21 protein-coding genes are annotated in these 24,947 nt (G+C 69.8%); 17 read left to right on the top strand and 4 right to left on the bottom strand.

Annotated elements, in window-relative coordinates:
• Nucleotides 1-200: 200 nt before the first annotated feature.
• Nucleotides 201-362 carry a hypothetical protein gene (locus D7Y15_RS44715; protein WP_158624387.1) on the top strand — a complete coding sequence of 54 codons (162 nt, stop codon included), beginning with the start codon at nt 201-203 and terminating at the stop codon, nt 360-362.
• Between the two features lie 11 nt (nt 363-373).
• Here the strand turns inward: D7Y15_RS44715 and D7Y15_RS17975 are convergent, their stop codons facing one another.
• On the bottom strand, nt 374-1,705 hold the full coding sequence (locus D7Y15_RS17975; protein ID WP_121753353.1) for a ferritin-like domain-containing protein: 1,332 nt from the start codon (nt 1,703-1,705) through the stop codon (nt 374-376).
• A 154-nt stretch (nt 1,706-1,859) separates the two neighbouring features.
• Entirely contained in the window at nt 1,860-2,561 is a 702-nt protein-coding gene (locus D7Y15_RS17970; protein WP_121753352.1) for a hypothetical protein, read from the bottom strand.
• A gap of 151 nt (nt 2,562-2,712) precedes the next feature.
• Here D7Y15_RS17970 and D7Y15_RS17965 point away from each other — a divergent pair, with 151 nt between their 5' ends.
• The 7 genes from D7Y15_RS17965 to D7Y15_RS17935 all read left to right on the top strand — a co-directional run bounded on the left by D7Y15_RS17965 (nt 2,713) and on the right by D7Y15_RS17935 (nt 12,405).
• Nucleotides 2,713-3,231 carry a trans-aconitate 2-methyltransferase gene (locus D7Y15_RS17965; RefSeq protein WP_158629068.1) on the top strand — a complete coding sequence of 173 codons (519 nt, stop codon included), beginning with the start codon at nt 2,713-2,715 and terminating at the stop codon, nt 3,229-3,231.
• Nucleotides 3,232-3,335: 104 nt separating this feature from the next.
• A complete protein-coding gene (locus D7Y15_RS17960; RefSeq protein WP_120576491.1) occupies nt 3,336-4,421 on the top strand; it encodes an AAA family ATPase in 1,086 nt (361 codons plus the stop codon).
• Nucleotides 4,421-6,733, top strand: coding sequence for a DUF5682 family protein (locus D7Y15_RS17955; RefSeq protein WP_121753350.1), 2,313 nt, complete (start codon nt 4,421-4,423; stop codon nt 6,731-6,733). Before D7Y15_RS17960 ends, D7Y15_RS17955 begins: the two co-directional genes overlap by 1 nt.
• A complete protein-coding gene (locus D7Y15_RS17950; protein WP_121753349.1) occupies nt 6,730-7,947 on the top strand; it encodes a VWA domain-containing protein in 1,218 nt (405 codons plus the stop codon). The genes D7Y15_RS17955 and D7Y15_RS17950 overlap by 4 nt, the downstream gene beginning before the upstream one ends.
• The gene (locus D7Y15_RS46595; protein ID WP_121753348.1) at nt 7,940-10,816 is read left to right on the top strand and encodes a HEAT repeat domain-containing protein; all 2,877 of its coding nucleotides are present in this window, start codon (nt 7,940-7,942) and stop codon (nt 10,814-10,816) included. The genes D7Y15_RS17950 and D7Y15_RS46595 overlap by 8 nt, the downstream gene beginning before the upstream one ends.
• A gap of 170 nt (nt 10,817-10,986) precedes the next feature.
• Nucleotides 10,987-11,742, top strand: a complete 756-nt coding sequence (locus D7Y15_RS17940; RefSeq protein WP_306466068.1) for a class I SAM-dependent methyltransferase — start codon at nt 10,987-10,989, stop codon at nt 11,740-11,742.
• A 129-nt stretch (nt 11,743-11,871) separates the two neighbouring features.
• A complete protein-coding gene (locus D7Y15_RS17935) occupies nt 11,872-12,405 on the top strand; it encodes a TetR/AcrR family transcriptional regulator (protein ID WP_158629067.1) in 534 nt (177 codons plus the stop codon).
• Nucleotides 12,406-12,541: 136 nt separating this feature from the next.
• Here D7Y15_RS17935 and D7Y15_RS17930 read toward each other — a convergent pair whose 3' ends face one another.
• Nucleotides 12,542-13,936 (bottom strand): M20/M25/M40 family metallo-hydrolase, encoded by a 1,395-nt coding sequence (locus D7Y15_RS17930; protein ID WP_121753346.1) that lies wholly within the window; start codon nt 13,934-13,936, stop codon nt 12,542-12,544.
• A 96-nt stretch (nt 13,937-14,032) separates the two neighbouring features.
• Between D7Y15_RS17930 and D7Y15_RS17925 the strand changes: the two genes are divergently transcribed.
• The 4 genes from D7Y15_RS17925 (at nt 14,033) to D7Y15_RS17910 (ending at nt 18,581) form a co-directional block, all read left to right on the top strand.
• Nucleotides 14,033-15,052: a dipeptide epimerase gene (locus tag D7Y15_RS17925; protein ID WP_121753345.1), complete on the top strand. Its 1,020-nt coding sequence runs from the start codon at nt 14,033-14,035 to the stop codon at nt 15,050-15,052.
• Complete coding sequence (locus tag D7Y15_RS17920) at nt 15,049-16,251, top strand: DUF819 domain-containing protein (protein ID WP_233604994.1); 1,203 nt, start codon at nt 15,049-15,051, stop codon at nt 16,249-16,251. Before D7Y15_RS17925 ends, D7Y15_RS17920 begins: the two co-directional genes overlap by 4 nt.
• Before the next feature lie 12 nt (nt 16,252-16,263).
• A complete protein-coding gene (locus D7Y15_RS17915; RefSeq protein WP_121753344.1) occupies nt 16,264-17,211 on the top strand; it encodes a serine hydrolase in 948 nt (315 codons plus the stop codon).
• Between the two features lie 341 nt (nt 17,212-17,552).
• On the top strand, nt 17,553-18,581 hold the full coding sequence (locus D7Y15_RS17910) for a nitronate monooxygenase family protein (protein WP_233604993.1): 1,029 nt from the start codon (nt 17,553-17,555) through the stop codon (nt 18,579-18,581).
• Nucleotide 18,582: 1 nt separating this feature from the next.
• Here D7Y15_RS17910 and opgC read toward each other — a convergent pair whose 3' ends face one another.
• Nucleotides 18,583-19,692 carry an OpgC domain-containing protein gene (opgC, locus tag D7Y15_RS17905; protein WP_120576465.1) on the bottom strand — a complete coding sequence of 370 codons (1,110 nt, stop codon included), beginning with the start codon at nt 19,690-19,692 and terminating at the stop codon, nt 18,583-18,585.
• Between the two features lie 85 nt (nt 19,693-19,777).
• On the opposite strand from opgC, the gene D7Y15_RS17900 reads away from it, so the two are divergent.
• From D7Y15_RS17900 to rnk, 5 genes are all read left to right on the top strand, one after another.
• Nucleotides 19,778-21,109, top strand: a complete 1,332-nt coding sequence (locus D7Y15_RS17900; RefSeq protein ID WP_120576464.1) for an AHH domain-containing protein — start codon at nt 19,778-19,780, stop codon at nt 21,107-21,109.
• On the top strand, nt 21,106-21,705 hold the full coding sequence (locus D7Y15_RS17895; protein ID WP_211486776.1) for a DUF1629 domain-containing protein: 600 nt from the start codon (nt 21,106-21,108) through the stop codon (nt 21,703-21,705). The genes D7Y15_RS17900 and D7Y15_RS17895 overlap by 4 nt, the downstream gene beginning before the upstream one ends.
• Before the next feature lie 607 nt (nt 21,706-22,312).
• Nucleotides 22,313-23,512 carry an AHH domain-containing protein gene (locus D7Y15_RS17885; protein ID WP_306770415.1) on the top strand — a complete coding sequence of 400 codons (1,200 nt, stop codon included), beginning with the start codon at nt 22,313-22,315 and terminating at the stop codon, nt 23,510-23,512.
• A 17-nt stretch (nt 23,513-23,529) separates the two neighbouring features.
• Entirely contained in the window at nt 23,530-24,111 is a 582-nt protein-coding gene (locus D7Y15_RS17880) for a DUF1629 domain-containing protein (protein WP_120576461.1), read from the top strand.
• A gap of 363 nt (nt 24,112-24,474) precedes the next feature.
• Nucleotides 24,475-24,891 carry a nucleoside diphosphate kinase regulator gene (gene rnk, locus D7Y15_RS17875; RefSeq protein WP_121753342.1) on the top strand — a complete coding sequence of 139 codons (417 nt, stop codon included), beginning with the start codon at nt 24,475-24,477 and terminating at the stop codon, nt 24,889-24,891.
• Nucleotides 24,892-24,947: the final 56 nt, after the last annotated feature.

Raw genomic sequence — 24,947 nt, 5'->3', positions numbered from 1 at the left:
CCCGCTCCAGCTTCCGCATGTCGTATGCTGTCAGCCCCAGCTCGGCAGGGCTCCTTGCCGGTCGCATGCTCCAGAAACTGCGCATGCGACCCGGATTTGTCTCGGAACTTCTGGCGACCTACTTAGATCGCCGTGCGCGACCCTGCGGTGCGGCATCACGCTCCGTGGGTCATAGGCATGGCCTCACCCTTGGAGAATCCATGCGCACGCTCAAGGATCTGAGTGACTTCGTGGAGAAGGAGTCCGCGGCTGAAGGGCCTTCCGCTCAAGCAGAGTTGCAGTCCTGGCGCGAACGTTTCCGCATGGCCCGGGAACTGGCCATGCGGTGGAAGGCGCCGGAGCAGAGCCTCAGAGACTCATGAGAAGAGGCGGCTCAAGCCCAGAGGTCTTGCTCCAGCGTGTCTAGCAGCGCCAGGGCCGCCTCCGGCGTGGGCATGCCCGCCATCGTGATGACGCTCGCGTCGAGCTGCACCGCGACGTCCTCGCGCAAGGCCGCCACCGCGCGCCGCTGGGCCTCGCGCAGCGTCTCACGCTCCTCCGCGGACAGGCGCGGCCGGGCCCACTGGTCGATGTCCCACGACAGCGCGGCGTGCCGCGTCTCGTCCTCCGCGATGCGGACCATGGCCTCGCGCACCTCCAGGTCCCGCGCGTGCAGCGCCTGGTGGTGCGCGAGCAGTGCGCCGTACGTCTCACGCACGCAGCCCTCCACCGCGTTCTCCAGCGCCACGTCCACCAGGGAGCGCGGGGGCAGTTCCTCCACCACCGGACGCTGGGGCGTGCCTCCGAAGCGGTGCGCGAGCCGCTCTGTCACCCGGGCGTGCTGGACCTCCTCCATGGCGCTCCTTCGCGCCGCGTCCTGGAGGCCCACGTCCGCGCCGTGCATCGCCAGCTCATCCCGCAGCCGCAGGAACGCATGCACTGACGCGGCTTCGAGGTGCGCCGCGTTCGCGAAGTAGCGGCCCAGCGCCTCCGGGCTCTCGCAGGCTTCCGCGACCTGGAGCCCCACCGGCCGACGGCCGATGTTGCAGTTGGGGTCTCCCTTCTCCAGGACGCGCTTCTCCTGCTCCTGGAGCTCGCCGGAAGCGGAGACGCGCACCACGTGCTGCGTCAGCTCCGTGCCCGGTCCGCAGGCGTAGCCCTTCGTCGCGACGACGTTGAAGCTGCCATCCGCGTTCTTCTTCACCGCGCCATACTTCTTGTCTCCGCAGAGGAGGGAGTAGTCGGACGCGAAGGACTTGAGCACCGCCTCCTGTTCCGTGTCGATGGTGCCCAGCACCAGCTGGAGCTCCTCCAGCGTCGCGTGCGTCTTCACCTCGTCACCCCGGGTCGTCACCAGGAAGGACTCGCTGCAGAAGTCTATGCAGACATGGTGGAAGCCCGTGGTGACGTTCGCGCTCTCCAGCGCGGTCGTGCACGCGGGGACGTCGGTGGCTGTCGCGCAGGGCTGGCCGGAGGAGCTCACGTTGACGTAGGTGGCGGGCGCCTGGCCTCCGTTGGCGTTGATGTAGCGCAGCTGCACGAAGTCCTGCTCCGGCGTCAGCGTCAGGTCACTGACGGACAGGCCCTGAGCCGTGCAAGCGATCTCCGAGTAGCCCGTCAGGTCCACGCTGCCCTCCGAGCCATCACAGCCCGCCAGCACCAGGGGCGTGGCGAGCGAGGCGTGCAGGGCTCGCGAGAAGAGACGGCGCAGTCGATGGATGTTCAAGGGAGGCTCCTGGGAAGGGCGTGTGTCCGGGACCCTGAGCAATGTGGATGCCAGGGCGTCTTCCCTGGGGATCTCCTCAGGGAAAGCTGAGAGGGACTCGGAAAGTTGAGGGGGACGCGACCTGGGCGCCGCGCTCGCAGGGCGACCTGAAGCCCTACTGGCCGGCAGGGCAGACCGAGTCGCCCTCCTCCAGGACGCGCGTCTCCAGCTCCTCGACCTCACCGGAGCCCTTCACCTTCAGCACGTGCTGGGTCAGCTCCGAGCCCGGCCCGCAGGCGTAGCCATTCGTCCCAATGACATTGAAGCTGCCATCCGTGTTCTTCTTCACCGCGCCCTGCTTCTTGTCTCCGCAGAGGAAGGAGTAGCTGGACGCGAAGGCCTTGAGCACCGCCTCCTGTTCCGTGTCGATGACACCCAGCAACCGCTGGACCTCCACACCCGTCGAATACGTCTTCACCTCGTCACCCCGGGTCGTCACCAGGAAGTGGGACCTGGTGCAGCCGCCCTTGCCCTGGCAGCCGAAGTGGAATCCGTCGGTGACGATCGCGTTCTCCAGCGCGGTCTCACACGCGGGGACGTCCGTGGCCGTCGCGCAAGGCTGGCCGGAGGAGCTCAGGCTGAGGGGAGGGGCGGGCGCCTGGCCATCTTCTTTGTAGGAGTCGAAGTAGCGCAGTTGCACGAAGTCCGGTGCCGGCGTCACCGTCAGGCCGCTGACGGAGATGCCCTGGTCCGTGCAAGCGATCTCCGAGTAACCCGTCAGGTCCACGCTGCCCTCCGGTCCGCCACAGCCCGCCAGCACCAGGGGCAGGGCGAGCGAGGCCCGCGAGAAGAGACGACGCAGTCGATGGATGTTCAAGGGAGGCTCCTGGGAAGGACGTGTGTCCGATGGCCTCAGCAATGAGGATGCCAACACCTCCTCACGGGAGGGAGGGCGCTCCAGAGGGCTCGAAAAGCCGAGCAGGACTCGAAAAGTTGAGGGGGTCGGGTCCGGACGCCACGCTGCGCGCATGAGCACGGGTCCGGTCGCGCCCAGGTTCCGCTGGGCGATGGAGGTGCTGTCCCTCGCTCCGGACGCGCGGGTGCTGGAGGTGGGGTGTGGCCATGGCATCGCGCTGGGGCTCGTGGCCTCGCGGCTGCGCGATGGGTGCGTCCTGGGCATCGACCGTTCGGAGAAGATGGTCACCCAGGCGCTGCGACGGAACGCGGATGCCGTCCGCGCGGGACATGTCCTGGCTCGCATCGGGACGCTCGCGGAGGTGGACCTGGGGCGCGAGCTGTTCGATGTCGCCTTCGCCATCAACGTCAGCCTGTTCGCGGAGGACGACGTCCGCGTGGAGCTTTCGCGGCTGCGGGAACACCTGCGTCCCGGTGGCGCGCTCTACCTCTTTCATGAAGCGCCCGTCGCCGCTCACGCGAAGCGCTTCGCCACGGTGGCCGCGCGGAACCTGGAGTCGCAGGGTTTCACCGTGCGAACCGTTCCCGCCGGGCCGTCGCGCGCCTGCGTCGTGGGGCAGGCGTCCGGGTAGCGGCACGGTCCCCATCGGGTGGGGAGTGCCGCCGATTTCGAAGCGACCCGCCAGGCAGCCGAAGCGTTTGCCGGGTGTCAGACTGAGTGGATAGCGTGCAGCTCATGCCGGACATCCGCCTGCCTGCCGAAGCGAAGTACAAGAACGAGCTGGACGCCCTCGCCGCGCATGACGACAAGCCCCGCCCACCGGGTTGGGCGCTGTCGCCTCGCGCCGTGGAGACGTACATCCTGGGCAGTCCCAAGCCCGTGGGGGGCGTGGCCATCACGCCCAAGTACGTAGGTGACAAGGGGCTCATCCAGGTGTGCATCGCCACGCTCGCGTCGGACCGCGCGCTGATGCTGGTGGGCGAGCCGGGCACCGCGAAGAGCTGGCTGTCGGAGCACCTCTCCGCGGCGGTCAGCGGCACGTCCGCGCTCGTCGTCCAGGGCACGGCGGGGACCAGCGAGGACCACATCAAGTACTCGTGGAACTACGCGCTGCTGCTCGCGCAGGGCCCCACGCCCGAAGCGCTGGTGCCGTCGCCCATCCTGCGCGCCATGCGCACGGGCAAGTTCGCCCGCTTTGAAGAGGTGACGCGCACGTCGCCGGAGATTCAAGACTCGCTCATCTCCATCCTGTCGGAGAAGCAGGTGTCGGTGCCGGAGCTGGGGGAGATCACGAGCGCGCAGCGCGGCTTCAACCTCATCGCCACCGCGAACACGCGCGACCGCGGCGTCAACGAGATGAGCGCCGCGCTCAAGCGCCGCTTCAACTTCGTCACCGTGCCGGTGGTGGAGGACCTGGAGCAGGAGATCCAGATCGTCACCAAGCGCGAGGCGGAGCTGCGCACGGACTACCAGGTGGGCGTGCCGCCGCCGGAGGAGCTGTCGCGCGTGCTGCTGACGCTCTTCCACGAGCTGCGCAAGGGCGTGACGAAGGACGGCAAGACGAAGGTGCGCACGCCGGGCGCGGTGCTGTCCACGGCGGAGGCCATCAGCGTGCTGTTCAACAGCTCCATCCTCGCGCAGCAGTTCGGCTCCGGGACGGTGACGTCGCAGGAGCTGGCTGCGTCGCTGGTGGGCGCGGTGGTGAAGGAGCAGGAGGACGACGTGAAGGCGCTGCGCGAATACATGGAGACGGTGGCCAAGAGCCGCACGGGCCCGTGGAAGGAGCTGTACACCGCGAGCAAGAAGCTCTTGAGGGGCTGATGGACCTGGCACTGCTCTCCCGGGTGCAGCACTTCCCGGTCCGTCACCACTCGCCGCGCACCACCGCGGTGCTCATGAAGTGGCTGGAGCGCGTGAAGCCCGCCGTCGTCCTGGTGGAGGGGCCCTGCGACGCGACGGCGCTGGTGGACGTGCTGTGCGACAAGCAGACCCGGCCGCCCGTGGCCATCCTGGGCTACCGCACGGATGGCACCCCGTCCTCGTCGCTGTGGCCCTTCGCTGCGTATTCGCCGGAGTACCAGGCGCTGAAGTGGGCCCGGGCGAACGGCGCGCGGGCGGAGTTCATCGACATCCCGGTGGGCGTCAGCCTCGCGGTGGACCGCCATGTGCCCGGGCCAGGCGTGGAGACGGAGGCCCCGGAGGGCAGCGAGCCCGTTCCCGATGAAGCCATTCCGCTCACGGAGGCGTTCGCGCGCTCGCAGGGGTTCCGCTCCTTCGAGGAGTTCTGGGAGGCGTCCTTCGAGGCGCCGGACTGGAGCCCGGAGCAGTTCCGGCCGGTGCTCACCGCCTGGGCGGACGTGGTCAACGCGGGGCCCCGGCTGGCCTACCACCGTCAGCGCGACGCCTTCATGGCGCGCAAGGTGCTGGAGGTGGTGGCAGGCGGCGTGGCGCCGGAGAAGGTGGCGGTGGTGGCGGGCGCGGCGCACACCGCGGCGTTCCTGGCGGGGGACGTGGATCCGAAGGAGGAGGCGAAGCTGCCCGCGGCCGGGCCGTGCGCGGTGACGGTGATTCCGTACAGCTTCCCGCGTCTGGCGGAGCAACTGGGATACGGCGCGGGCAACCGGGCGCCGCACTTCTACCAGAAGGCCCACGAGGCGAACTGCGACTTCCGGCGGGCCACGCTGGAGGTGCTGCTGGACTTCGCGTCGCACCTGCGGATGCGCGGCTTCTCCGCGTCGCTGTCGGACGTGCTGGAGGCGTACCGGCTGGCGGTGACGCTGTCGGACCTGCGCGAGAAGAGCGCCCCGGGCCTGGACGAGCTGCGCGAGGCCACCGTGGCCACGCTGTGCCGTGGTGACGCGACGCACGTGGACAGCTTCCTGTGGAAGAGCGTCATCGGCCACGAAGTGGGGCAGGTGGCGAGCCGCATCGGGCAGAACTCGCTCCAGGCGGAGTTCTGGCGCGAGGTGGGCGAGCGGCGGCTGCCGCGCACGGACAGCCCGGAGACGTTCACGCTGCGGCTCAACAACCCGGTGGAGGTGGGCTCCTCCGTGTTCCTCCACCGGCTGCGCGTGGCGGGCATCCCGTACGCGTCACTGTCCGGGACGGGTTCGTCGCGCAAGCAGGGCGCGGAAGCAGAGGCCGGCGGCTACGCGGCGCTCACGCGCGTGCGCGAGGCCTGGCAGGCGCAGTGGACGCCGTCCACGGACGTGGCGCTGGTGGAGAAGATTGTGTTGGGCGACTCGCTGGAGGGCGTGACGACGCGCGTGCTCCAGGAGCGGCTGACGCAGGCGAAGACGACGGCCGAGGCGGCGGACGTGCTCCTGGAGTCCGTCATCACCGGCTGCTCCCAGACGGTGGCGCAGGCGCTCAAGGCCTGTGACGCGCTCGCGGCCACGGACGCGGACCTGCCGTCGCTGGCGAGCGCGGCGCGGGCGCTGTCGGGGTTGATGGCCTATGGCACCTCGCGCGCGCACTCGGACGTGGGCGACGAGGCGGTGGCGGCCCTGGGGGAGAAGACCTTCGGCCGGGCGCTCCTGCGTGTGCGCGAGGCCAGTGCCTGCGCTCCGGAAGGCGTGCCCCCGGTGCTGGAGGCGCTGCGCACGCTGCACGAGGTGGCGCTGTCCCAGCCCCGCGCGGACAAGGAGGGCTGGCTCGCGGAGGCTCGCGGGTTGATGGGGAGCCACGCGGTGCACCCGTCGACGTCGGGCCTGGCCACGGGCCTGTTGTACCTGGCTCGCGAGCTGCCGGAGGCGGACGTGGCGCTGGAGGTGGGCCGGCGGCTGTCGGCGGCGGTGGAGCCCGCGGACGCGGCGGCGTACCTGGAGGGCTTCCTCCAGGTAAACGCGCTGGTGCTGGTGAAGAGCCGCGACGTGGTGAAGGCGCTGGATGACTTCCTCACCAGCGTGGAGCCGGAGCGCTTCCGGCAGACGCTGCCGGTGCTGCGCCGGGCGCTGGGCGCGCTGGGGGCCACGGAGCGCCGCTACCTGATGGAGAACGTGATGGGCGTGCGCCAGCTGAAGGACAAGGGCCGCGCGGTGAAGGCGGTGCTGGAGGAGAAGGACAAGGCGACGCTGAAGGACCTGAGCGCGGACCTGGGCAAGGCGCTCGACGACCTGGATGACCTGCTATGAGCGTGGACCCCAAGGACCTGGACCCGAAGGACCGCGACGCCCTGTTGCGCTGGCGGCTGGCGCTGGGCCCGGAGGCGGAGAAGACGGGCTCCTGCCCTTCCCTGAGCGCGCTGGGCGCTGGGGCGGGCACGGTGGACCTGACGGGCGACGACCTGGAGGGCCTGGATGACGCGCTCTCCTTCGTCTACGGCGAGCGCTCGGCCGGGCGCGGCGGTTCGAAGCCGTACCTGCCCAAGTGGCTGGGCGCGCTGCGCGACTTCTTCCAGGACGACGTCATCGCGCTGGTGCAGAAGGACGCCATCGAGAAGAAGGGGCTCACCCAGCTGCTCTTCGAGCCGGAGACGCTGCCCTTCCTGGACAAGAACCTGGAGCTGGTGACGACGCTGGTGAGCGCCCGGGGGCTCATCCCGGAGCAGGCCAAGGACACCGCGCGCGCCATCATCCGGGAAGTGGTGGAGGACCTGCGCAAGAAGCTGGAGTCCCCGCTGCGCACGGCGGTGATGGGGGCGCTCAGGCGGGACAGGACGAGCCCCATCCCCATCGCGCGCAACATCGACTGGCGCCGCACCATCCGCTCCAACCTGAAGGGCTGGGATGCGGAGCGAAAGAGGCTCATTCCGGAGCGCTTCTACTTCTGGCCCAACCAGCGCCGTCACCACGAGTGGGACGTGACGCTGGTGGTGGACCAGTCCGGCTCCATGGCGGAGAGCGTGGTGTACAGCTCCGTGATGGCGGCCATCTTCGCGTCGCTGGACGTGCTGAAAACCAGCCTGGTGCTGTTCGACACGGAGATTGTCGACATGACGCCCGTGCTGGCGGACCCGGTGGAGGTGCTCTTCTCCGCGCAGCTGGGCGGGGGCACGGACATCAACCGGGCGGTGGCGTACGCGCAGGAGCACTACGTGCGCCGGCCGGAGAAGACGCTCTTCATCCTCATCACCGACCTGTACGAAGGCGGCAACGCCGAGGAGCTGGTGGCCCGCTTGAGGCAGTTGGTGGACTCACGCTCCAAGGTGCTGTGCCTGCTGGCGCTGTCGGACAGCGGGCGGCCTTCCTATGACCATGCGATGGCGGAGCAGCTCACCGCGCTGGGGATTCCGTGCTTCGGGTGCACGCCCCGCAAGCTGGTGGACGTGGTGGAGCGGGTGATGCGCAACCAGGACCTGGCGCCGCTGCTCGCGTCCGCCGACAAGAAGGGGGAGCGTCATGGCTGAGGTACGGCCCGTCATCGGGATGGGCGCAATGACGGAGATCATCAGCGACAAGGCGGAGCTGCAGAAGGGCTCGGAGCTGTTCGACGGCAAGCAGCTCACCAACCTGTCGCGCTTCGAGAACCGGCTCTTCGCGGACGCGGCGGGCTCCGGGGCGACGCCCTACAAGGTGTCGCTGGTATTCGGCGAGGCGCGCTCGGACGTGAAGGGGCGGTGCTCGTGCATGGCGGCGCGCTCGCGCCCCTTCTGCAAGCACGCGGCGGCGCTGCTGGTGGCGTGGGCCCGGGCGCCGCAGGCCTTCGTCACGGCGGAGGCGGCCCCGGCCGCGCCCGCGGGCTCCGGCGGCGCGAAGAAGAGCGTGAAGAAGGGCAAGGCCGAAACGGGCGACCTGATGAAGGCAGGCGTGGGGCAGGTGTCCACGCTGGTGCGCGAGCTGGGGCTGTCGGGCGTGGCGTCGCTGGGCGCGGACCGGCCGGAGCAGGTGCGCGCGCTGGGCGAGGCGCTCCGGGCCAATGGCCTGCGGCGGTTGTCCGCGCGGGCGGTGGAGCTGGCGGGCCTGCTGGACGCGGCGGCGGCTCGCACGGGGACCTTCGAGGCGCCGGTGTACGCGGATCTGGTGGCGGACATGCTGCTCACCGCGCGCAAGGTGGAGAAGCACCTGGGCGGTGATGCGCTGGAGCCGCGCCACGTCGAGGAGCTCATCGGCAAGACGTGGACGAAGAAGGACCGCGCGCCCGTCGAGGGGCTCAAGCTGGTGGAGTACGCGTTCTCCTCCAAGGTGACGCCGGACCGGTTCATGGTCCGCGAGAGCCGCTTCGTGGACCTGGTGTCAGGCGGGCACTACAGCGAGAAGCAGATCCTCCCCGCGAACCTCAAGACGGTGGCCCCGAAGAACAGCCACGCGGGCGCCGTGCTCCAGGGTGCGCACGGCGGGCAGTACCCGGGCTTCGCGCCGCACCGGCTGGACCTGGAGTCGTGGAAGGACGCGCCGTCGGTGGACCGGGCGGCGCTGGAGCGGCTGGTGGAGGTGGCGCTGCCGGACGTGGGCGCGGTGATGACGGCCTTCCAGGAGCACCGCAAGGACGTGTTCGCGCCGGACCTGCTGCCGGTGTCCGTGCGGGCGGAGACGCTGCTCGCCAGCGGGGCCCGCTCGCAGTTCGTGGACGGCACGGGACGCGGCCTCTTCCTGCCGGTGGACCCGTCGCTGGAGGAGCCGCTGTCCACCGCGCTGGAGGACGCGAAGCTCGTGGCGGTGCTGGGCGATGTGGGCCTGGAGGCGGCGCTCCCCACGCTGTTCCCCTCGGCCGTGGTGGTGCGGACGCCGGAAGGACTGGACCTGCGCACGTTGGGACGCGCGGAGGATGCGCCCGTGTCGCCCCGCCGTCGCGGTCGCGTGCGGGCCCCCGCCGCGCCGAACGCGCTGCCTCGCAGCGGCTGGGCGGATGCGGCACGGGCGGCGGGTGCGTCGCGGGCGGCCATCGCGCTGGCGGAGGTGCGCGATGAGCTGGCGGACGCGTTCGCCAGTGGCCTGTCGGCGGTGAGCCCTCGCACGGTGGAGCCGCTGGTGTCCCGGCTGAAGGAGCTGGGGCTGGAGAAGCCGGGCGCGCTGCTGGAGGCGCTGGCGCAGCGGGCGGATCCGGCGGAGCGGCTGGACGACTTCATCAAGGTGTACCAGGTGCTGGGCATCGCGCTGGTGCGGCTGTCGGGCGCGGTGCAGGTGGACCTGTCCCAGCTGGAGTCCGTGCCCACGCACCCGAGCATCCACGTGCAGAAGCCGGAGGAGGTGCTGACGCCGGGCGAGGCCATGGTGCGCCGGGCGCGAGGGGAGCTGACGCGCTACGAGGCGGCGGCGCACGCGGCGCGCTACTACGCGAGCCTTGGGCCGGACGTCCTGGCGAGGGAGTTCTACCCGACGTGGAGCGACGGCGCGGCGAGCGCCTTCGTGGCGCGGACGGTGGCTGCGCTGGGCGAGAACGCGCTGGGCTCCGTGCGGAGCGCGCTCGGTGAGCACCACAGCCGCATGGTGCGCCGCACCGCCCTCCGCGTGCTGGGTGCGATGGGCGGAGTGCAGGCGCGGCGCGAATTGGACGCGGTGACGCGCAAGGGCCATGACATGGGCCTGCGCCTGTTCGCGAAGGAGACGCTGGAGGACGTTCAGGCCCGGGAGACGGGCGAGGCGGCGGTGGTGGAACTCTCGCGGCGCCGCAAGGAGAAGGCGGTGCCGCTGATGCAGGCGGCGCTGTCCGAGACGACGAAGGACGCGCGCGGAGCGGCCGTGGCCATGCTGGCGGACCTGGGCACGGTGGCCATGCCCGTGCTGCGCCAGGTGCTGCACGGGGACCCGGCGCGCGAGGTGCGGCGCGAGGCGGCGGAGGCGCTGGCCCGGATGGGAGACGCGGAGGTCCTCGACCGGTTCATCCTGATGGTGCAGGGCCGAGGCCACGACGACGTGGAGGCGAAGCACGCCGTGTACGCGCTGGGCATGCTGGGCGACGTGCGCGGCGCGGAGGCCCTGCTGCTGGCGTTCGTGGACGGGTGGAAGCCCGGCGTCGTCGCGGAGGCCATGCGCTCGCTGGGGCTGGCCCTGCTGCAGCCAGCGCTGGACCTGGCCGAGCGGCGCCCGGAGGAACTGGAGCGGAAGGCGTTCCGGAGCGTCTTCGAGAACTTCCAGCCCACCGACCTGGCCCGGGCGCTGGAGGCCCGTCTCAAGGCGTCCCTCGAACATCCGGACCTGCTGGCTCGCGCGGCCGTGTACCTGAAGGTGGCGGCGTCGAGTACGGCGGTGGGCAAGCACATCGCCCAGCGCCTCATGGACGTGCCCGCGCTGGCCGCGGACAAGGCCCTGGCCAAGGCGGCGAAGAAGCTCATGTGAGGCCGTGGCCGCGCCGCCGGGCTCCTCTCGGCGGCGCGTTCAGCTCGGCAGCTTCGAGGTGAGGTCGATGCGGGTGGGGGAGGCCGGCACGGGGACCGGCTTCCCAGCGCGTCCCGCTCCGACGCGCAGCCATTGCGTGGCGTCCGGAATCCGGACAGCCTCCGCGGAGCATGACGGCTCCCGCTCCTCCTCCCTCGCCCCCGCCGCGCCGCGACGACACGATGGGCGAGTTCGAGCTGCCGTTCTTCGAGCGGCTGTCGCTCCAGATGCAGGGCATCGTCATCGCGGTCGTGCTGCGCGTCACCGACCTGCTGCTGTTGCTCCTCCGCCCCCGGCTCCTGAAGCCGTACATGGGACTGTGGTGGCAGCGCATCCTGCGGACGCCCTACCGCTGGCGGCGCACCTTCGAGATGACGCGGGCGCTCCAGACCACGGGCCAGTCATTCCGCGAGCTGATGTACGGCGAGACGCCGCTGGTGACGGCGTTGTGGTTCCTCAAGAGGGCGGGCGTGGGGCGCGACAGCCGGGTGGTGGACCTGGGCGCGGGGCGCGGACGCGTGCTGCTCGCCGCGCGCTGGTGGGGCGCCGAGGCGCATGGCGTGGAGCTGATTTCGGACCACGTGGCACGCGTGGCGCCGTGGCTTCAGCCGGCGGGCATCACGCTCACCGTGGGCGACATGACCCGCGAGCCCCTGGGTGACGCGACCCACATCTTCTGCAACTGGGTGGCGTTCAGCCCGGAGACGAAGGCCCGGCTCGTCACCCACCTGCGCACCTGCGCCCCTGGCACGCGCATCATCACCGTCACCCGTCCCATCGAGGCGGAGGGCTTCAGCGGCCACTCCTCCCATTGGATGCTGTTCACCTGGGGGCTCGAGAAGGTCTGGCTCCAGCAATACCTTCCGGGTCCCATCGCATCCCCCTGACACGGGAAGGTCGGATGAGACTCCGAGCCTATTCCGACGTTACTCGTGATTAACTGGGAAAGACGGGCGGCGGCGTTCCTGTTGCGAGAGGTGATGGCGATGACCGAGTGGAGGAACAAGGAGCCTGACGTGACCCGCGAGAAGCTTCTTCGGGTGGCTGCGGACCTCATCCTGGCTCAGGGGCTTCAGGCCGTGACGCTTGATGCCATCGCCGGGCGGGCAGGTGTCCCAAAGGAGGACCTCCTGGGGCATTTCCAGAGCAAGCCCATCCTGCTCGATGCGCTGTTCGACGACGTGACCCAGCGCTTCGCCGGGGCCGTCGCCGCCGAGATGGCGAAGGATCCGGACGCCAACGGCAGGGGAACCCGCGCGTATCTCCGGGTGACGGTCGCCGCTTCCCCTGATGACGACGAGGCCCGCGTCATGCGCTCGCTCATCGGGCTCATGCTCTTCGACCCGGAGGTCCGGGAACTCTGGAGCTCCATCTGGGACGAGGCGCGGGAGGAGCAACTCAGCCCCCAGGAGCAAGAGTCGCCGGAGCTCACGTTCTGCCGTCTGGCGATCGACGGGTTGTGGATGTCGGACATGCTCGAGCACCGCACGGTCTCAAGCCAGACGCGAGCGGCGGTCATCCGCCGAATCGAAGAGCTCACGCGCAAATAGCCTGGCTGCCCGCGAGGCTCCGTGACGGTGGCTCACCCAGCCGGAGAGCCACCACGGTCCTGCTGGGGTTCACGCATGCCCCCTGAGCAAGGGCCGGATGTGATGCGAGGGCCCGTGATGAGGTGGTGCCGGTGCGTCAGCGCGTCAGGTGCTTCAGCGTGAGGTAGACGAACTCCGCGCCGGGCTGGAGGGACGTCACCGGGACGCGCTCGTTGGGTGCGTGCGCGGTGCGTGCGTCGTCCGGAGTGAGAGCGAAGAGGTCGATGCCGTATGCATGAATCCCTGCGCGGCGCAGCGTGGCGGACTCGGTGGTGCCGGTGGACATGCGGGGAATCACCGGCGCCTTTGGCCACACCTTCGCCGCGGCGGCCTTCACCGCGCGGAACATGGCGTTGTCCCCCACGGGCGACATGGGCGAGTCCGGCGGCGACACGTCCATCTCCACCTGGATGTCGGGGTCATTCACCGCGGCGACGATGCGTTCGCGCACGGCCTTCGGATTTGCGTCCGGCAGCAGGCGGCAGTTCACGGTGGCCTCGGCCGTGGCGGGGATGACGTTGGACTTCGTGCCCGCCTTGAACACCGTGGGCACGCAGGTGGTGCGCAGCACGGCGCCCAGCGCGGGGTCCAACCGGGCCACGGTCGTCACTGCGTCCTCGGGCGGCGCGTCCGGCGATGCGGCGATGCGGCGCAACGCTTCGCCCAGCTCGCCGGGAGTCGCCTGGGCGCGGCCCTGCACGTGGAGCCTGGCGGCGGGCGTCAGATGCGCGGGGAAGGTGAGGGCGCCCACGCGCGCCACCGCCGCGGCCACCCGCACCAGGGGTCCCGCATCCACGGGCGGCGCGGAGGAGTGACCTCCGGGGCCGGTGGCCTTGAGCGTCACGTTGCGGGACACGCGCTCCGCGGCCTGGAGCGCCACGAAGCGCACCTCCTTGCGGTCCGGTGACAGCTCCGTGAGGCCGCCCTCGTTGAGCGCGAACTCCGCCTCCTTCAGCTCCGGCCGGTGCTCCATCATCCAGTCCAGCCCCTGCCCGGAGCCCACCTCTTCATCCGCGCCCAGGTACAGCAGGATGTCGCGCGAGCGCGTGCCGCCCTCCTGCTTCAGCCGGCGCAGCGCGAGGATGCTCGCCGCCGCCATGCCCTTGTTGTCCTGCACGCCGCGTCCGTAGAGCAGGCCGTCCTTCTCCGTGAGCGTCCACGGGTCGGTGACCCACTCGGTCTTCGCGGCGGGCACCGTGTCCAGGTGCGCGAGCACGAGCACCGGCCGGCCCTTGCCGCTGCCCTTCAAGCGCACCAGCAGGTTGCCGCGCCCGGGCGAGGGCTCGATGAGCTCCGCTTCGATGCCGGCTTCGCGCAGCCACTTCGCCGCCACCTGGGCCGCGGCCGTCTCGTTGCCGGGCGGGTTGGAGGTGTCTGCGGCGATGAGCTCCGCGAGCAGCGTCCTCAGTTCGTCCTTCGGCGCGGGACGGGATGACGCGGCGTGGCTTGGACCCAGCGCGAACAATGCGATGACGAGGGGCAGGAGACGCATGGTGGAGAGGCTCGCCCCTTCCGGCCTGGGAAGGCAACGGAAGCGGTGTTTGCAAGGAGTGCCGTGTTAAGGGAAGGGCCCTGGAGGGATTCCGCCATGGCCTCGCCGTTGAGCTTTCGCACCGTGGAACTGCCGCTGCGTCACGCCTGGACCATCGCCCGGGGCACGAGCACGGTGAAGCGCAACGTGTTCGTGGAGGTGCGCTCGGAAGGACACGTGGGCTACGGCGAGGCCGCGCCCAACGTGCGCTACGGCGAGTCGTGGGAGACGGTGGAGGCGGCGCTCCAGAAGCTCGCGCCCGTGTTGGAGGGACGCGACCTGCGCCACTTCCGCGACGTGTCCGAGGCCGTGGACGCGGCGCTGCCGGACAACCCCGCGGCGAAGGCGGCGGTGGACCTGGCGCTGCATGACTGGGCGGGCAAGGTGATGGGCGTGCCGCTGTACCGGATGCTGGGCGTGGACCCGACGCGGCAGCCGGTGACGTCCATGTCCATTGGCATCGACGTGCCGGAGACGCTGGCCGTGAAGGTGCGCGAGGCGGCGGACTTCCCGGTGCTGAAGGTGAAGCTGGGCGCGGACCGCGTGCAGGAGGTGTTCGGCACGGTGCGCGCGCTCACGGAGCAGACCATCCGCGTGGACGCGAACGAGGCGTGGAAGCCGGACGAGGCGCTGGCGCACATCCAGTGGTTGTCCACGCAGGGCGTGGAACTGGTGGAGCAGCCGCTGCCCGCGGCGGATGTGGAGGGCGCGAAGTGGCTGCGCGCTCGCTCGCCGTTGCCGCTGGTGGCGGACGAGTCGCTGACGAAGGCGTCGGACGTGCCGAAGCTGGCGGAGGGCTTCCACGGCATCAACGTGAAGCTCCAGAAGAGCGGCGGCATCCGTGAGGCATTGCGCATCATCGAGACGGCGCGCGCGTGCGGCCTGAAGGTGATGCTGGGCTGCATGGTGGAGACGGGGCTGGGCATCGCGGCGGGCGCGCACCTGGCGCCGCTGGTGGACTGGGTGGACCTGGACGGCAACCTGCTGCTCGCGGAGGACCCGTACCGCGCGCATCCGGTGGTGCAGGGCCGCATCCAGTTGGGAGCGGGCGCGGGCCTGGGCGTGGAGCCCCGATGACGCCACCGCTCATCCAGGACCCCATGGCGGTGCTCGCCGTGCTGCTCGCGGTGCTGGCGGGGCTGTATGCGTTGCAGCGCTACCCGGCGGTGGAGCGGTTCTTCAACGTGGTGCCGCTGCTGGTGTTCGCGTACTTCGTGCCGACGCTGCTGTCGAACACGGGCGTCATCCCCACGCAGTCGGAGCTGTATCGCTTCACGCGCGTGTACCTGTTGCCCGCGAGCCTGGTGTTGTTGGTGCTGTCGGTGGACCTGCCCGCCATCGCGCGGCTGGGGCGCAATGCGGTGGGCGTGTTCCTGGCGGGCTCGGTGGGCATCATGGTGGGCGGGCCGCTCGCGTATCTGGCGTTGGGGTGGCTGGTGCCGGCGGAGCTGGGGGACCAGGCGTGGAAGGGATTGGCGGCGCTCAGCGGGTCGTGGATTGGAGGCAGCGCGAACTTCGTGGCGATTGGCCAGAGCGTGGGCGCGCTGGACAGCACGTTGAGCATGCTGGTGGTGGTGGACGTGGGCGTGTCCAACGTGTGGACGGCGGTGCTGTTGTCCTTCGCCGGGCGTGAGAAGGCGATGGACGCGAGCATCGGCGCGGACCGGACCGCGCTGGACCATGTGCGCGAGGAGTCCGCGCGCATTCAAGCGGCGTCCGCCCGGCCCGCGAGTTTGTCCGACCTGCTCTCGATGCTGGCGGTGGCGTTCGGCGTGACGGTGGTGTGCACGGCGCTGGCGAAGATGCTGCCGGACCTGGGCAACGTGGTGACGGGCTTCACGTGGGTAGTACTGCTGGTGACGACGGTGGGCGTGGTGCTGTCGTTCACGCCGGTGCGCAGGCTGGAGGGCGCAGGGGCGAGCCGGATGGGTTCGCTGTTCCTGTACCTGCTGGTGGCGACGATTGGCGCGCAGGCGGAGTTCCGGCGGCTGTGGGATGCACCCGCGCTGGTGGCGGTGGGGGCGCTGTGGATGTGCATCCACGCGGCGGTGACGATGGGCACGCGGCGTTGGCTGAAGGCACCGGTGTTCTTCGCGGCGGTGGGGTCGCAGGCGAACGTGGGCGGCACGGCCTCCGCGTCGGTGGTGGCGGCGGCGTTCCATCCCGCGCTCGCGCCGGTGGGCGTGCTGCTCGCGGTGCTGGGGTATGTGCTGGGGACGTACTGCGGGCTGGTGACGGCGCTGATGCTGGAGCAGGTGCACCGGCTGATTCACTGAAGGGAGTCGTGGATGCGGACGGTGCTGCTCTGGGCAGGGCTCCTGGCGGTGGGTGGTTGCGCGACGAAGCCGGAGGCGGGCGCTCCTCCACGTGAGTCCCTGAAGGCGGTGGTGGAGTCGCTGGCGGGCGAGGCCACGCGCCTGTCGCCCGGGACGGACCTGTCGCTCGCGGTGATGGACCTGCGCACGGGGGAGACGGCGAGCGTCTCCGGCCTGGAGCCGCACATCTCCGCCAGCTCCGCGAAGGTGTTCTGGGTGGCGGCGGCGTTGGGACAGCGGGACCTGGCGACGGTGGCACCGCTCGCGGAGAAGGTGTTCCGCACGTCGGACAACGAAGCATCCGGCGAGGTCATCGACCTGGTGGGCGGCCCGGATGCCATCAATGTCTATCTTCGCGGCCTGGGCCTGGAGCACACGGCGCTGACGAAGTGGAACTACGGCCGGGAGCGCTGGGCGACGAACTCTCCGCGCGTGATGGGGCGGGACAACTACTTCTGCGCGGACGACATGGTGTCGTTCCTGGCGCGGTTGGACCGCCGGGAGTTGTTGGAGCCGGAGCCCACGGCGCGGCTGCTGAAGTGGATGGAACTGACGCCTCGGGACGGCTGCGGCGGCTGGCTGGGAACGCGCCTGCCCGCGAGCGCCCGCGCGTCGCTCCAACACAAGGGCGGGTGGCTGCCGCCGGGATGCTGTGGAGATGACGCGCGCTACAACGTGCTCAATGAAGTGGGGCTGGTGACGTTGCCGGACGGAGGACGGTATGCGGTGGCCATCCTGGCCTCGCGAGGACCGGACTGGCCGAAGCAGGCGTTCTTCGTGGAGCGCGCGTCGTGTGTCCTGTACCGGCACCTGGCGAAGGACGCGGCGCTGGATTGTGGGGAGGCCGTGGCGCGGGATGGCGGTCCTGCACCCGTCGTGTTGGAGCCCGGGGCGCCCGCGCCGAACTACGACTGCGAATGAGAAGGTGAGAACCCAGCGGGCCCCCGCCGGAGGCGGACCGCGAAAACCTGTCCGACAGTCGGACAGGTTCGGACAACGGACACCTGTCGGACCGTCGGACAGGCCGGGACCGCGCGGCGGAAACCTGTCCGACAGTCGGACAGGTTTTGCCAGTTCGGGCAGGAGAGGCGGACGAAACGCTCCGTGCCTGGCATGGACCGTGAAAGCAGGACTGATGATTCTGTCTTGCGCGGGGCGCCAAGGTGAAGCCAGGCCGTTAATGCTGTCCGACGTGAGTCACGAGAGGTGGGGCCATGATGGATCCGCAGGCGTGGCGTAGGTTCTCGGAGCGGCTTGGGGTGGTGCATTCGATCATCCAGGCTCCGATGGCAGGGGGCCTGACGCCGCCGGAGCTGGTCGCGGCGGTGTCGGAGGCAGGAGGCCTGGGCTCGCTGGGCGCCGCGTACGTGCAGCCGGAGGACATCGTCCAGCAGGCCCGCGCGGTGCGCTCACTCACCTCTCGGCCCTATGCCATCAACCTCTTCGCTCCCCAGCCCGCGGTGGCTCCCGCGGACCCGGGGCCCACGCTCGCCATCATCGAGCGCTTCCATGCCGCGCTGGGGCTGCCTCCTCCCGTGATTCCGGCGGCGGCGATGCCGGACTTCGCGAAGCAGGTGGAGGCCGTGCTCGACGCGGCGCCCACGGTGTTCAGCTTCACCTTCGGCATTCCGCCCGCGCCAGTGCTGGAAGCGTTCCGGTCGCGCGGCAGCCTTGTCGTGGGCACGGCGACGAACGTGCGCGAGGCCCAGGCCCTGGAGGCCGCGGGCGTGGATGCGATTGTCGCGCAGGGGTCGGAGGCGGGAGGCCACCGGGGCTCCTTCGGCGGTTCGTTCGAGGCGGGCATGGTGGGCACGATGGCGCTCGTGCCTCAGATGGTGGACGCCGTGCGGGTGCCGGTCATCGCCAGCGGCGGCATCATGGATGGACGAGGCATCGCGGCGGCCCGGATGCTGGGCGCGGCGGCCGTGCAGCTGGGCACGGCGTTCCTGCGGTGCCAGGAGTCCAGCGCGGCGGCGGCCCACAAGGCGCTGTTGCGCGAGGCCCGGGATGAATCGTCACGCATCACCCGCGCCTTCTCCGGCCGCCCGGCCCGCGCGATTCCCAACGAGCTGACGACCACGCTGGAGGAGGCCGGAGCCATCCTGCCGTTCCCGCAGCAGCACGGAGCCACGCGCACGCTGCGGGCCGCGTCGTCGAAGCAGAACGACACGCGCTTCATGGCCCTGTGGGCGGGGCAGGGCATTGGCCTCTCGCGAGAGGGCCCCGCGGCGGACCTGGTGCGTGCCCTGGTGGTGGAGACCGACGCCGCGCTGGCCGCCGTGCGCGGCTGACTCAGGACGTTGACGGCGGGCCCACGCTCCGGCCCGCGATGCGCTGGCGCAGCGCCACGAAGTACATGCTGCAGAACGTGGCCACGAGGACCGCGACTTCATCCCAGTAGTCCAGCGGGTCCTCGTTCTCGTCCAGCAGCGACAGGCTGAGCAGGCACAGCACCACGTGCACGGCGAACACGGGCAGCGACGCCTGTCCCAGCGCCTCCAGAACCTTGGGACGCAGCCATTGGAACAGGCGGGGCGCGAGCCAACTCGCCAGCAGCGCCACGGCCAGGAAGTTCACGAGCCGCAGCGGCGCGAGCGACCACTTGTCGAACAGCACCCCCGCGGCGCCCAGGTCCACGTCGAGGTGGCGCACGACGAAGAACCCCAGGCTGACGACGATGGCGCCCGTGAGGAGCCGGCGGGACACGGGCTCGCGCTGCTCCGGCGCGGTGGCGCGGGCCACGCCCATCCACACCCCGAGCACCCAGAGGAACTGCCACGCGAACAGGTCGAACGCGCCCGACAGGTCGATGCTCAACGGCGGCCACGGCAGCACGGGGATGGCGACGAGCAGGTCATACAGGGCGCGCTTGAGGCCCACCTGCGCCCAGACCCAGATGAGGGCGCTCAGCCCCAGCACCCGGGACCAGCCCTCCTTGCGCGCACCGAGCAGCACGGCGGGAGTGAGCAGCAGCAGCACGACATAGAGCGGAAGGATGTCGAGCAGCGGGGGACAGTAGAGGAGGAACAGGCTGCTCCACAGGGCGGTGAACGGGTCCTGATGGAAGAACCCGAGCAGGTTGTGGATGGCGGGCCTGCGCGCGGCGACGCCCAGCGTGGCGATGATGGTGAACGCGAAAGAGAGCAGGGCGACGTGGTAGCCGTACACCTTGAGGGCGCGGCTCCAGAGGCTCTTGAACATCGCCACGGGGCTCGAGGTCCCCAGCTTCTTCGCGTGCACCACGCCCACGAGGAACGCGGAGAGGAACACGAAGCCCTCGGCGGCGGACACGAAGCCGAACGGCTGATTGCCGATGACACTCAGCCGGGTGGGCAGGTGCGTCAGCGTCATCAGGACGAGCAGCACTCCGCGCAGGCTGTCGAACTCGGGGCGGCGTTTCATGGCGGGTAGACTCTCTTCACCCATGCCACAGCCCCACGTCCCGGGTAAACCGCACCGGTCGCTCGGATCCAGTGCCACTGTCCGGATGACGCACGCGGCCGTCATCGCGTGGATGCTGCTCGTGGGGACCGGCTGTGCGGCGTCCCGAAACGTGCGGCTCGGTACGGGCCGAGGACCCACCCGTGTCCACACGCCGCAGCGGGACGTCCGGCCCGTGGCGCTGGACGAAGACGCCTTCGTGTCCGCGGTCTCGGGGCTCGCACGCGCCGCGCCTGTTTCCTCGTACCCCATGGAGGCGGCCCGCCGGCTGCTGGCGGCTTCGCTTCCGTCACGTCCCTATGCCCACGTGCGTGGACACCTGGGGCTCGTCTCCGTGCAGGAGCCTGGGCGCGGACACCTCCGGCTCAGTGATGCTCCAGAGACGGAGCTGGCGGCGGCGTATGGCCGGTGGTGCAAGCGCAAGGCGCTCGATGGCGATTGTCTCCACCTGTTGGAGCGAGGGGCCACGCTGGATGAGGACGGCAAGCGCACGCTGGCCTTCTCCATCGCGTTGGACTCGGTGTGGGACGAGACGGAGGACGCGCTACGGGGCATGACGGATCGCGGAGCGGTGCTCTCCATGATCGTCACGACTGGCGCCTTGTACCTGGGCTTGTGGCTGTTGCCGGAGCCCGTGTCGAAGGGCGTCGCCGCGACGATGACGGCGGTGCTCATCGCCTATTTGGGCGTCGACACGGTGTGGAGCCTCATCCAGGGATGGATGCGGCTCGCGGACGCCGTGGCGGAGGCCACGACCTTCGATGAGCTTCGGGACGCAGGGGAGCAGTACGGCGAGGTGATGGGCCAGAACGCCGCGCGGGCCTTCGTCATGCTGGCCACGGCGGCGCTGGGCAGTACTGCGGAGACGCTTGCCGCGAAGGTGCCCACGCTGCCCGGTTCGGCGCAGGCGTCACTCGTGGGCGTGGCGGAGGGCGGCTTCCGGCTGGGGGCGGTCGCGCAGGTGGAGTCCGTCGCCGTGTCCGCGACGGGTGACATCCTGATCACCCTGGCGCCGGGCGTGGTAGCGACCGGCGGGCCCGTGGACGTGCCGGGGCCGAAGCACCACATCGCTTCCGACAAGTTCAGCACGTCCACCGCGAACGGAGGCCCGTGGACGCCTCGCTATCAACAACTCTTCGACAAGGGCGGGATGTCCCTGAACGACCCGGAGAACCAGGTTCATGTTCCGGGGCACAGGGGGCCGCATCCGCAGGAGTACCACGCGGAGGTCTTTGAACGGTTGAGGCTCGCGACCAGCACATGCCGGACGATTCAGCAGTGCCGGGTCGACCTGACGCAGGCGCTGCGGATCCTCGCGAAGGAACTCGCGACGGAGAACACCTGGCTCAACAAGCTGGTCACCCGGAGTGGTGGATGAGGCAGGATGCCCGCGTGACGCCCCGGTACTTCAAGCTCACGGACGACGTGACACTGCCCGGCCGCTGGGAGCTTGGAACGCCCGTGGATGCCCAGGGGCAGGACCACGGCTCGTGGCTGTTCATGCAGGGAACTCCCGCGCAGGTGGAGGGCGCGCTGCGCGTTCCGTCCTATGCGCGGGGAAGGGCGCTCGACTTCTCGCTCGCGGACGCGGGTGCTGTCCCTATCGTTTCCCAACGGGTCGCGGAGGTTCTGTCCCGACTGGCTCCGGGGGACGTGGAGTTGTTCCCGGTCACGTTGGAGGGCGCCCCGGACCCGTACTTCCTCGTCAACGTTGTGCGCGTCGTGAAGTGCATCGACGACACCGCTTCGGGCGAGGTGCGCTATTGGACGCCGGAGGATGGACGGCCCGAGCGGGTCGGCACCTATCAAGCGGTTCATCGGCTGCGCATCGACCCTGCCAGGACGGGGGACGCGAAGGTCTTCCGCACTTGGGGCTGGCTCATCGCGCTCATCGTCTCCGAGGACATCAAGCTCGCGCTCGAATCCATCGGTGCCACGGGCGTGCAATTCAAGGACGTGTCCCCGCTCCGCTGAAGTCCGCGCCTCCGTGCGTCACGGCGACTGTCCGCCATGCCACCCGTTTCCCGCGGCTCGGTTGCAATCAGGGAGGACGCAGCTGCATCCAGCGCTTCACCTCAGCCGCAGCCCCCGGGTCCCTCGTGAGATGAGGGTGTCGTTCACAGCTTGCCTGCAGCGTGCTTCGCTCCGGGTCTCCGTATGTGGCCGATAAGACGCGTGAGGTGACGCTCGTCTATCCAAGGACGTCAACAGCGACTCGGGCCGCATCTTCATCCTCGCCCGTGGGCAGCGCCGCCTTGTGGGCGGGGCAGGGTATTGGCCTGTCACGCGAGGGCTGGGCCCTGGTGACGGAGACCGAAGCCGCGCCGTCCGCAGTGTGCGGCCAATTCAGTAAGGCGAGGGAGAGGCTCGAGATAGACTTCACTCACCCATGCCGCAGGCCCACGTCCCGGGTAAACCGCACCGGTCGCTCGGATCCAGTGTCACTGTCCGGATGACGCACGCAGCCGTCATCGCGTGGATGCTGTTCGTAGGGACCGGCTGTGCGGCGTCCCGGACCGTGCGGCTCAGTGCGGGTCGAGAACCCACCCGTGTCCACACGCCACAGCGGGGCGTCCGGCCCGTGGCGCTGGACGAAGACGCCTTCGTGTCCGCGGTCGCGGGGCTCGCACGCACCGCGCCTGTTTCCTCGTACCCCATGGAGGCGGCCCGCCGGCTGCTGGCAGCTTCGCTTCCGTCACGCCCCTACGCTCACGTGCGTGGGCACCTGGGACTCATCTCCGTGCAGGAGCCTGGGCGCGGACACCTCCGACTCAACGATGCACCGGAGGTGGAGCTGGCGGCGGCGTATGGCCGATGGTGCAAACGCAAGGCGCTCACTGGCGATTGTCTCCACCTGCTGGAGCGCGGGTCTACGTTGGATGAGGACGGCAAGCGCACGCTGGCCTTCTCCATCGCGTTGGACTCGGTGTGGGACGAGACGGAGGACGCACTGCGCGGGATGACGGATCGCGGGGCGGTGCTCTCCATGATCGTCACGACCGGCGCCCTGTATCTGGGATTGTGGCTGTTGCCCGAGCCGGTGTCGAAGGGCGTCGCGGCGACGATGACGGCGGTGCTCATCGCGTACCTGGGCGTCGACACGGTGTGGAGCCTCATCCAGGGATGGATGCGGCTCTCGGAGGCGGTGGTGGAGGCCACGACCTTCGACGAGCTTCGGGACGCGGGGGAGCAGTACGGCGAGGTGCTGGGTGAGAACGCCGCGCGGGCCTTCGTCATGCTGGCCACGGCGGCGTTGGGCAGTACGGCGGAGACGCTGGCCGCGAAGCTGCCCAAGCTGCCCGGTTCGGCGCAGGCGTCACTCGTGGGCGTGGCGGAGGGCGGCTTCCGACTGGGCGCGGTCTCTCAGGTGGAGTCCGTGGCCATGTCCACGACGGGGGACATCCTGCTCACCCTGGCGCCGGGCGCGGTGGCGACCGGTGGGCCTGTGGAGGTGCCAGGACCCAAGCACCATATCGCCTCGGACAAGTTCAGCACGTCCACCGCGAACGGTGGCCCGTGGACTCCGCGCTACCAGCGGATCTTCGACAAGGGCGGGATGTCACTGAACGATCCCGAGAACCAGGTGGACGTTCCCGGCCATCGAGGTCCGCATCCTCGCGAGTACCATGAAAGAGTCCATCAGCGACTTGAACAGGTAACGTCGACCTGCAAAACCATCGACCAATGCCGAGAGGCGTTGAAAGGTGCGCTGCGCGTTCTGGCGAGTGAAATCGTCCAGAAGGGCAGTTTCCTCAACAAGCTGGTGACCCGCACGGAGTGAGTGCAGGAACCCGACCCATGTCCTTGCGATATTTCGAACTCGCTGATGACGTGTACATTGAGGGCCGCTGGGAACTGGGGCATCCACAGGACGCCCAGGGGCGGGACCTTGAGGACTCCTGGCAGTTCAGGATGGGTCGACCAAGCTCGTGGGAAGGAAGCCTGCGGGTCCCGGTGGAGATTCCAGGCAATACGCTTGACTACTCCCATGCGGCATTCGGCACGCCGGTGGTCACCTCCCGGGTCGCCGCCATCTTCGAGCGGTTGGCTCCGAACGACATCCAGCTCTTCCCCGTGAACATCGAGGGACAGTCCGATGACTTCTTCATCTTGAACGCCATTCGTCGCGTGAACTGCATCGACGATGAGGCTTCGGAGGAAGCACGGTACTGGACGCCCAAGAATGGGCTGACGGAGAAGGTAGGAACCTATCTCTCCGTCTGGGGCATGCGCATCGACACCACACGGCTCGGTAGCGCGAGGGTCTTTCGGCCCCTGCACTGGGAAGTCGTCCTCGTCATTCCCGAGGACATCAAGCTCGCGCTGGAATCGATTGGCGCCACGGGTGTTCAGTTCAAGGACGTGTCCCCGCTCCGCTGATTTCCGCGCCTCCGTGCGTCACGGCGACTGTCCGCCAGGCCGCTTGTTTCCGAGGCTCGGTTGCAATCAGGGCGCACACGGCTACATTCAGCACTTCACCGCAGTCGCAACCCCCGGGTTCCTCGTCAGATGACGGTTTCGCTCACAGCCTGCCTGCAGCGTGCTCCGCGCCGGATTTCCGTGCGCCGGACGCTGCCCGCGCACGGCCGAGCCACCGCCTGGCTTGTCACCCACGCCGCCCGTCTCGCGTAGCTTACGACGGACGGCGTCCGCTCCACCCCCACTGAACCTTCGCGCCACGCACGCCCACCTTTCCAGGTGTGCATGCCGTCCCCATCCCCCTTCCCACAGGAGGCAACCGCCATGACCCACGACCACTCCCTCATTGTCACCGACACCGACCTGCAGCGCCTGGAGCGCGTCGTCGAACAATACGGCAACGCCCGCAACGCCGAACTCGTGGAGCAGCTGGAGTCCGAGCTCGCCCGCGCCGTCGTCACGTCCTCCAGCACCATTCCCCGCGACGTCGTCACCATGAACAGCACCGTCGTCTATGAAGACGGAGAGGCCGGCGAGACGCGCGAAGTCACGCTCGTCTATCCCAAGGACGCCAACAGCGACGCCGGCCGCATCTCCATCCTCGCCCCCGTGGGCAGCGCCCTCCTGGGCCTGTCCGTGGGCCAGACCGTGGAGTGGCCCCTCCCCCAGGGCCGCACCCGCCGCCTGCGCATCATCGCCGTGCCCTACCAGCCGGAGGCCGCCGGTCACTTCCACCTGTAGGCCCCGCGTCCTCCCATGACGCGTCAGCGCCGTGTCCGCGTCCCGCGCTGACGCGT

This window comes from Corallococcus sp. AB030, from assembly GCF_003668965.1.
Taxonomy (GTDB): Bacteria; Myxococcota; Myxococcia; order Myxococcales; family Myxococcaceae; genus Corallococcus; species Corallococcus exiguus.
This window is presented reverse-complemented; position numbering and strand designations above follow the sequence as displayed.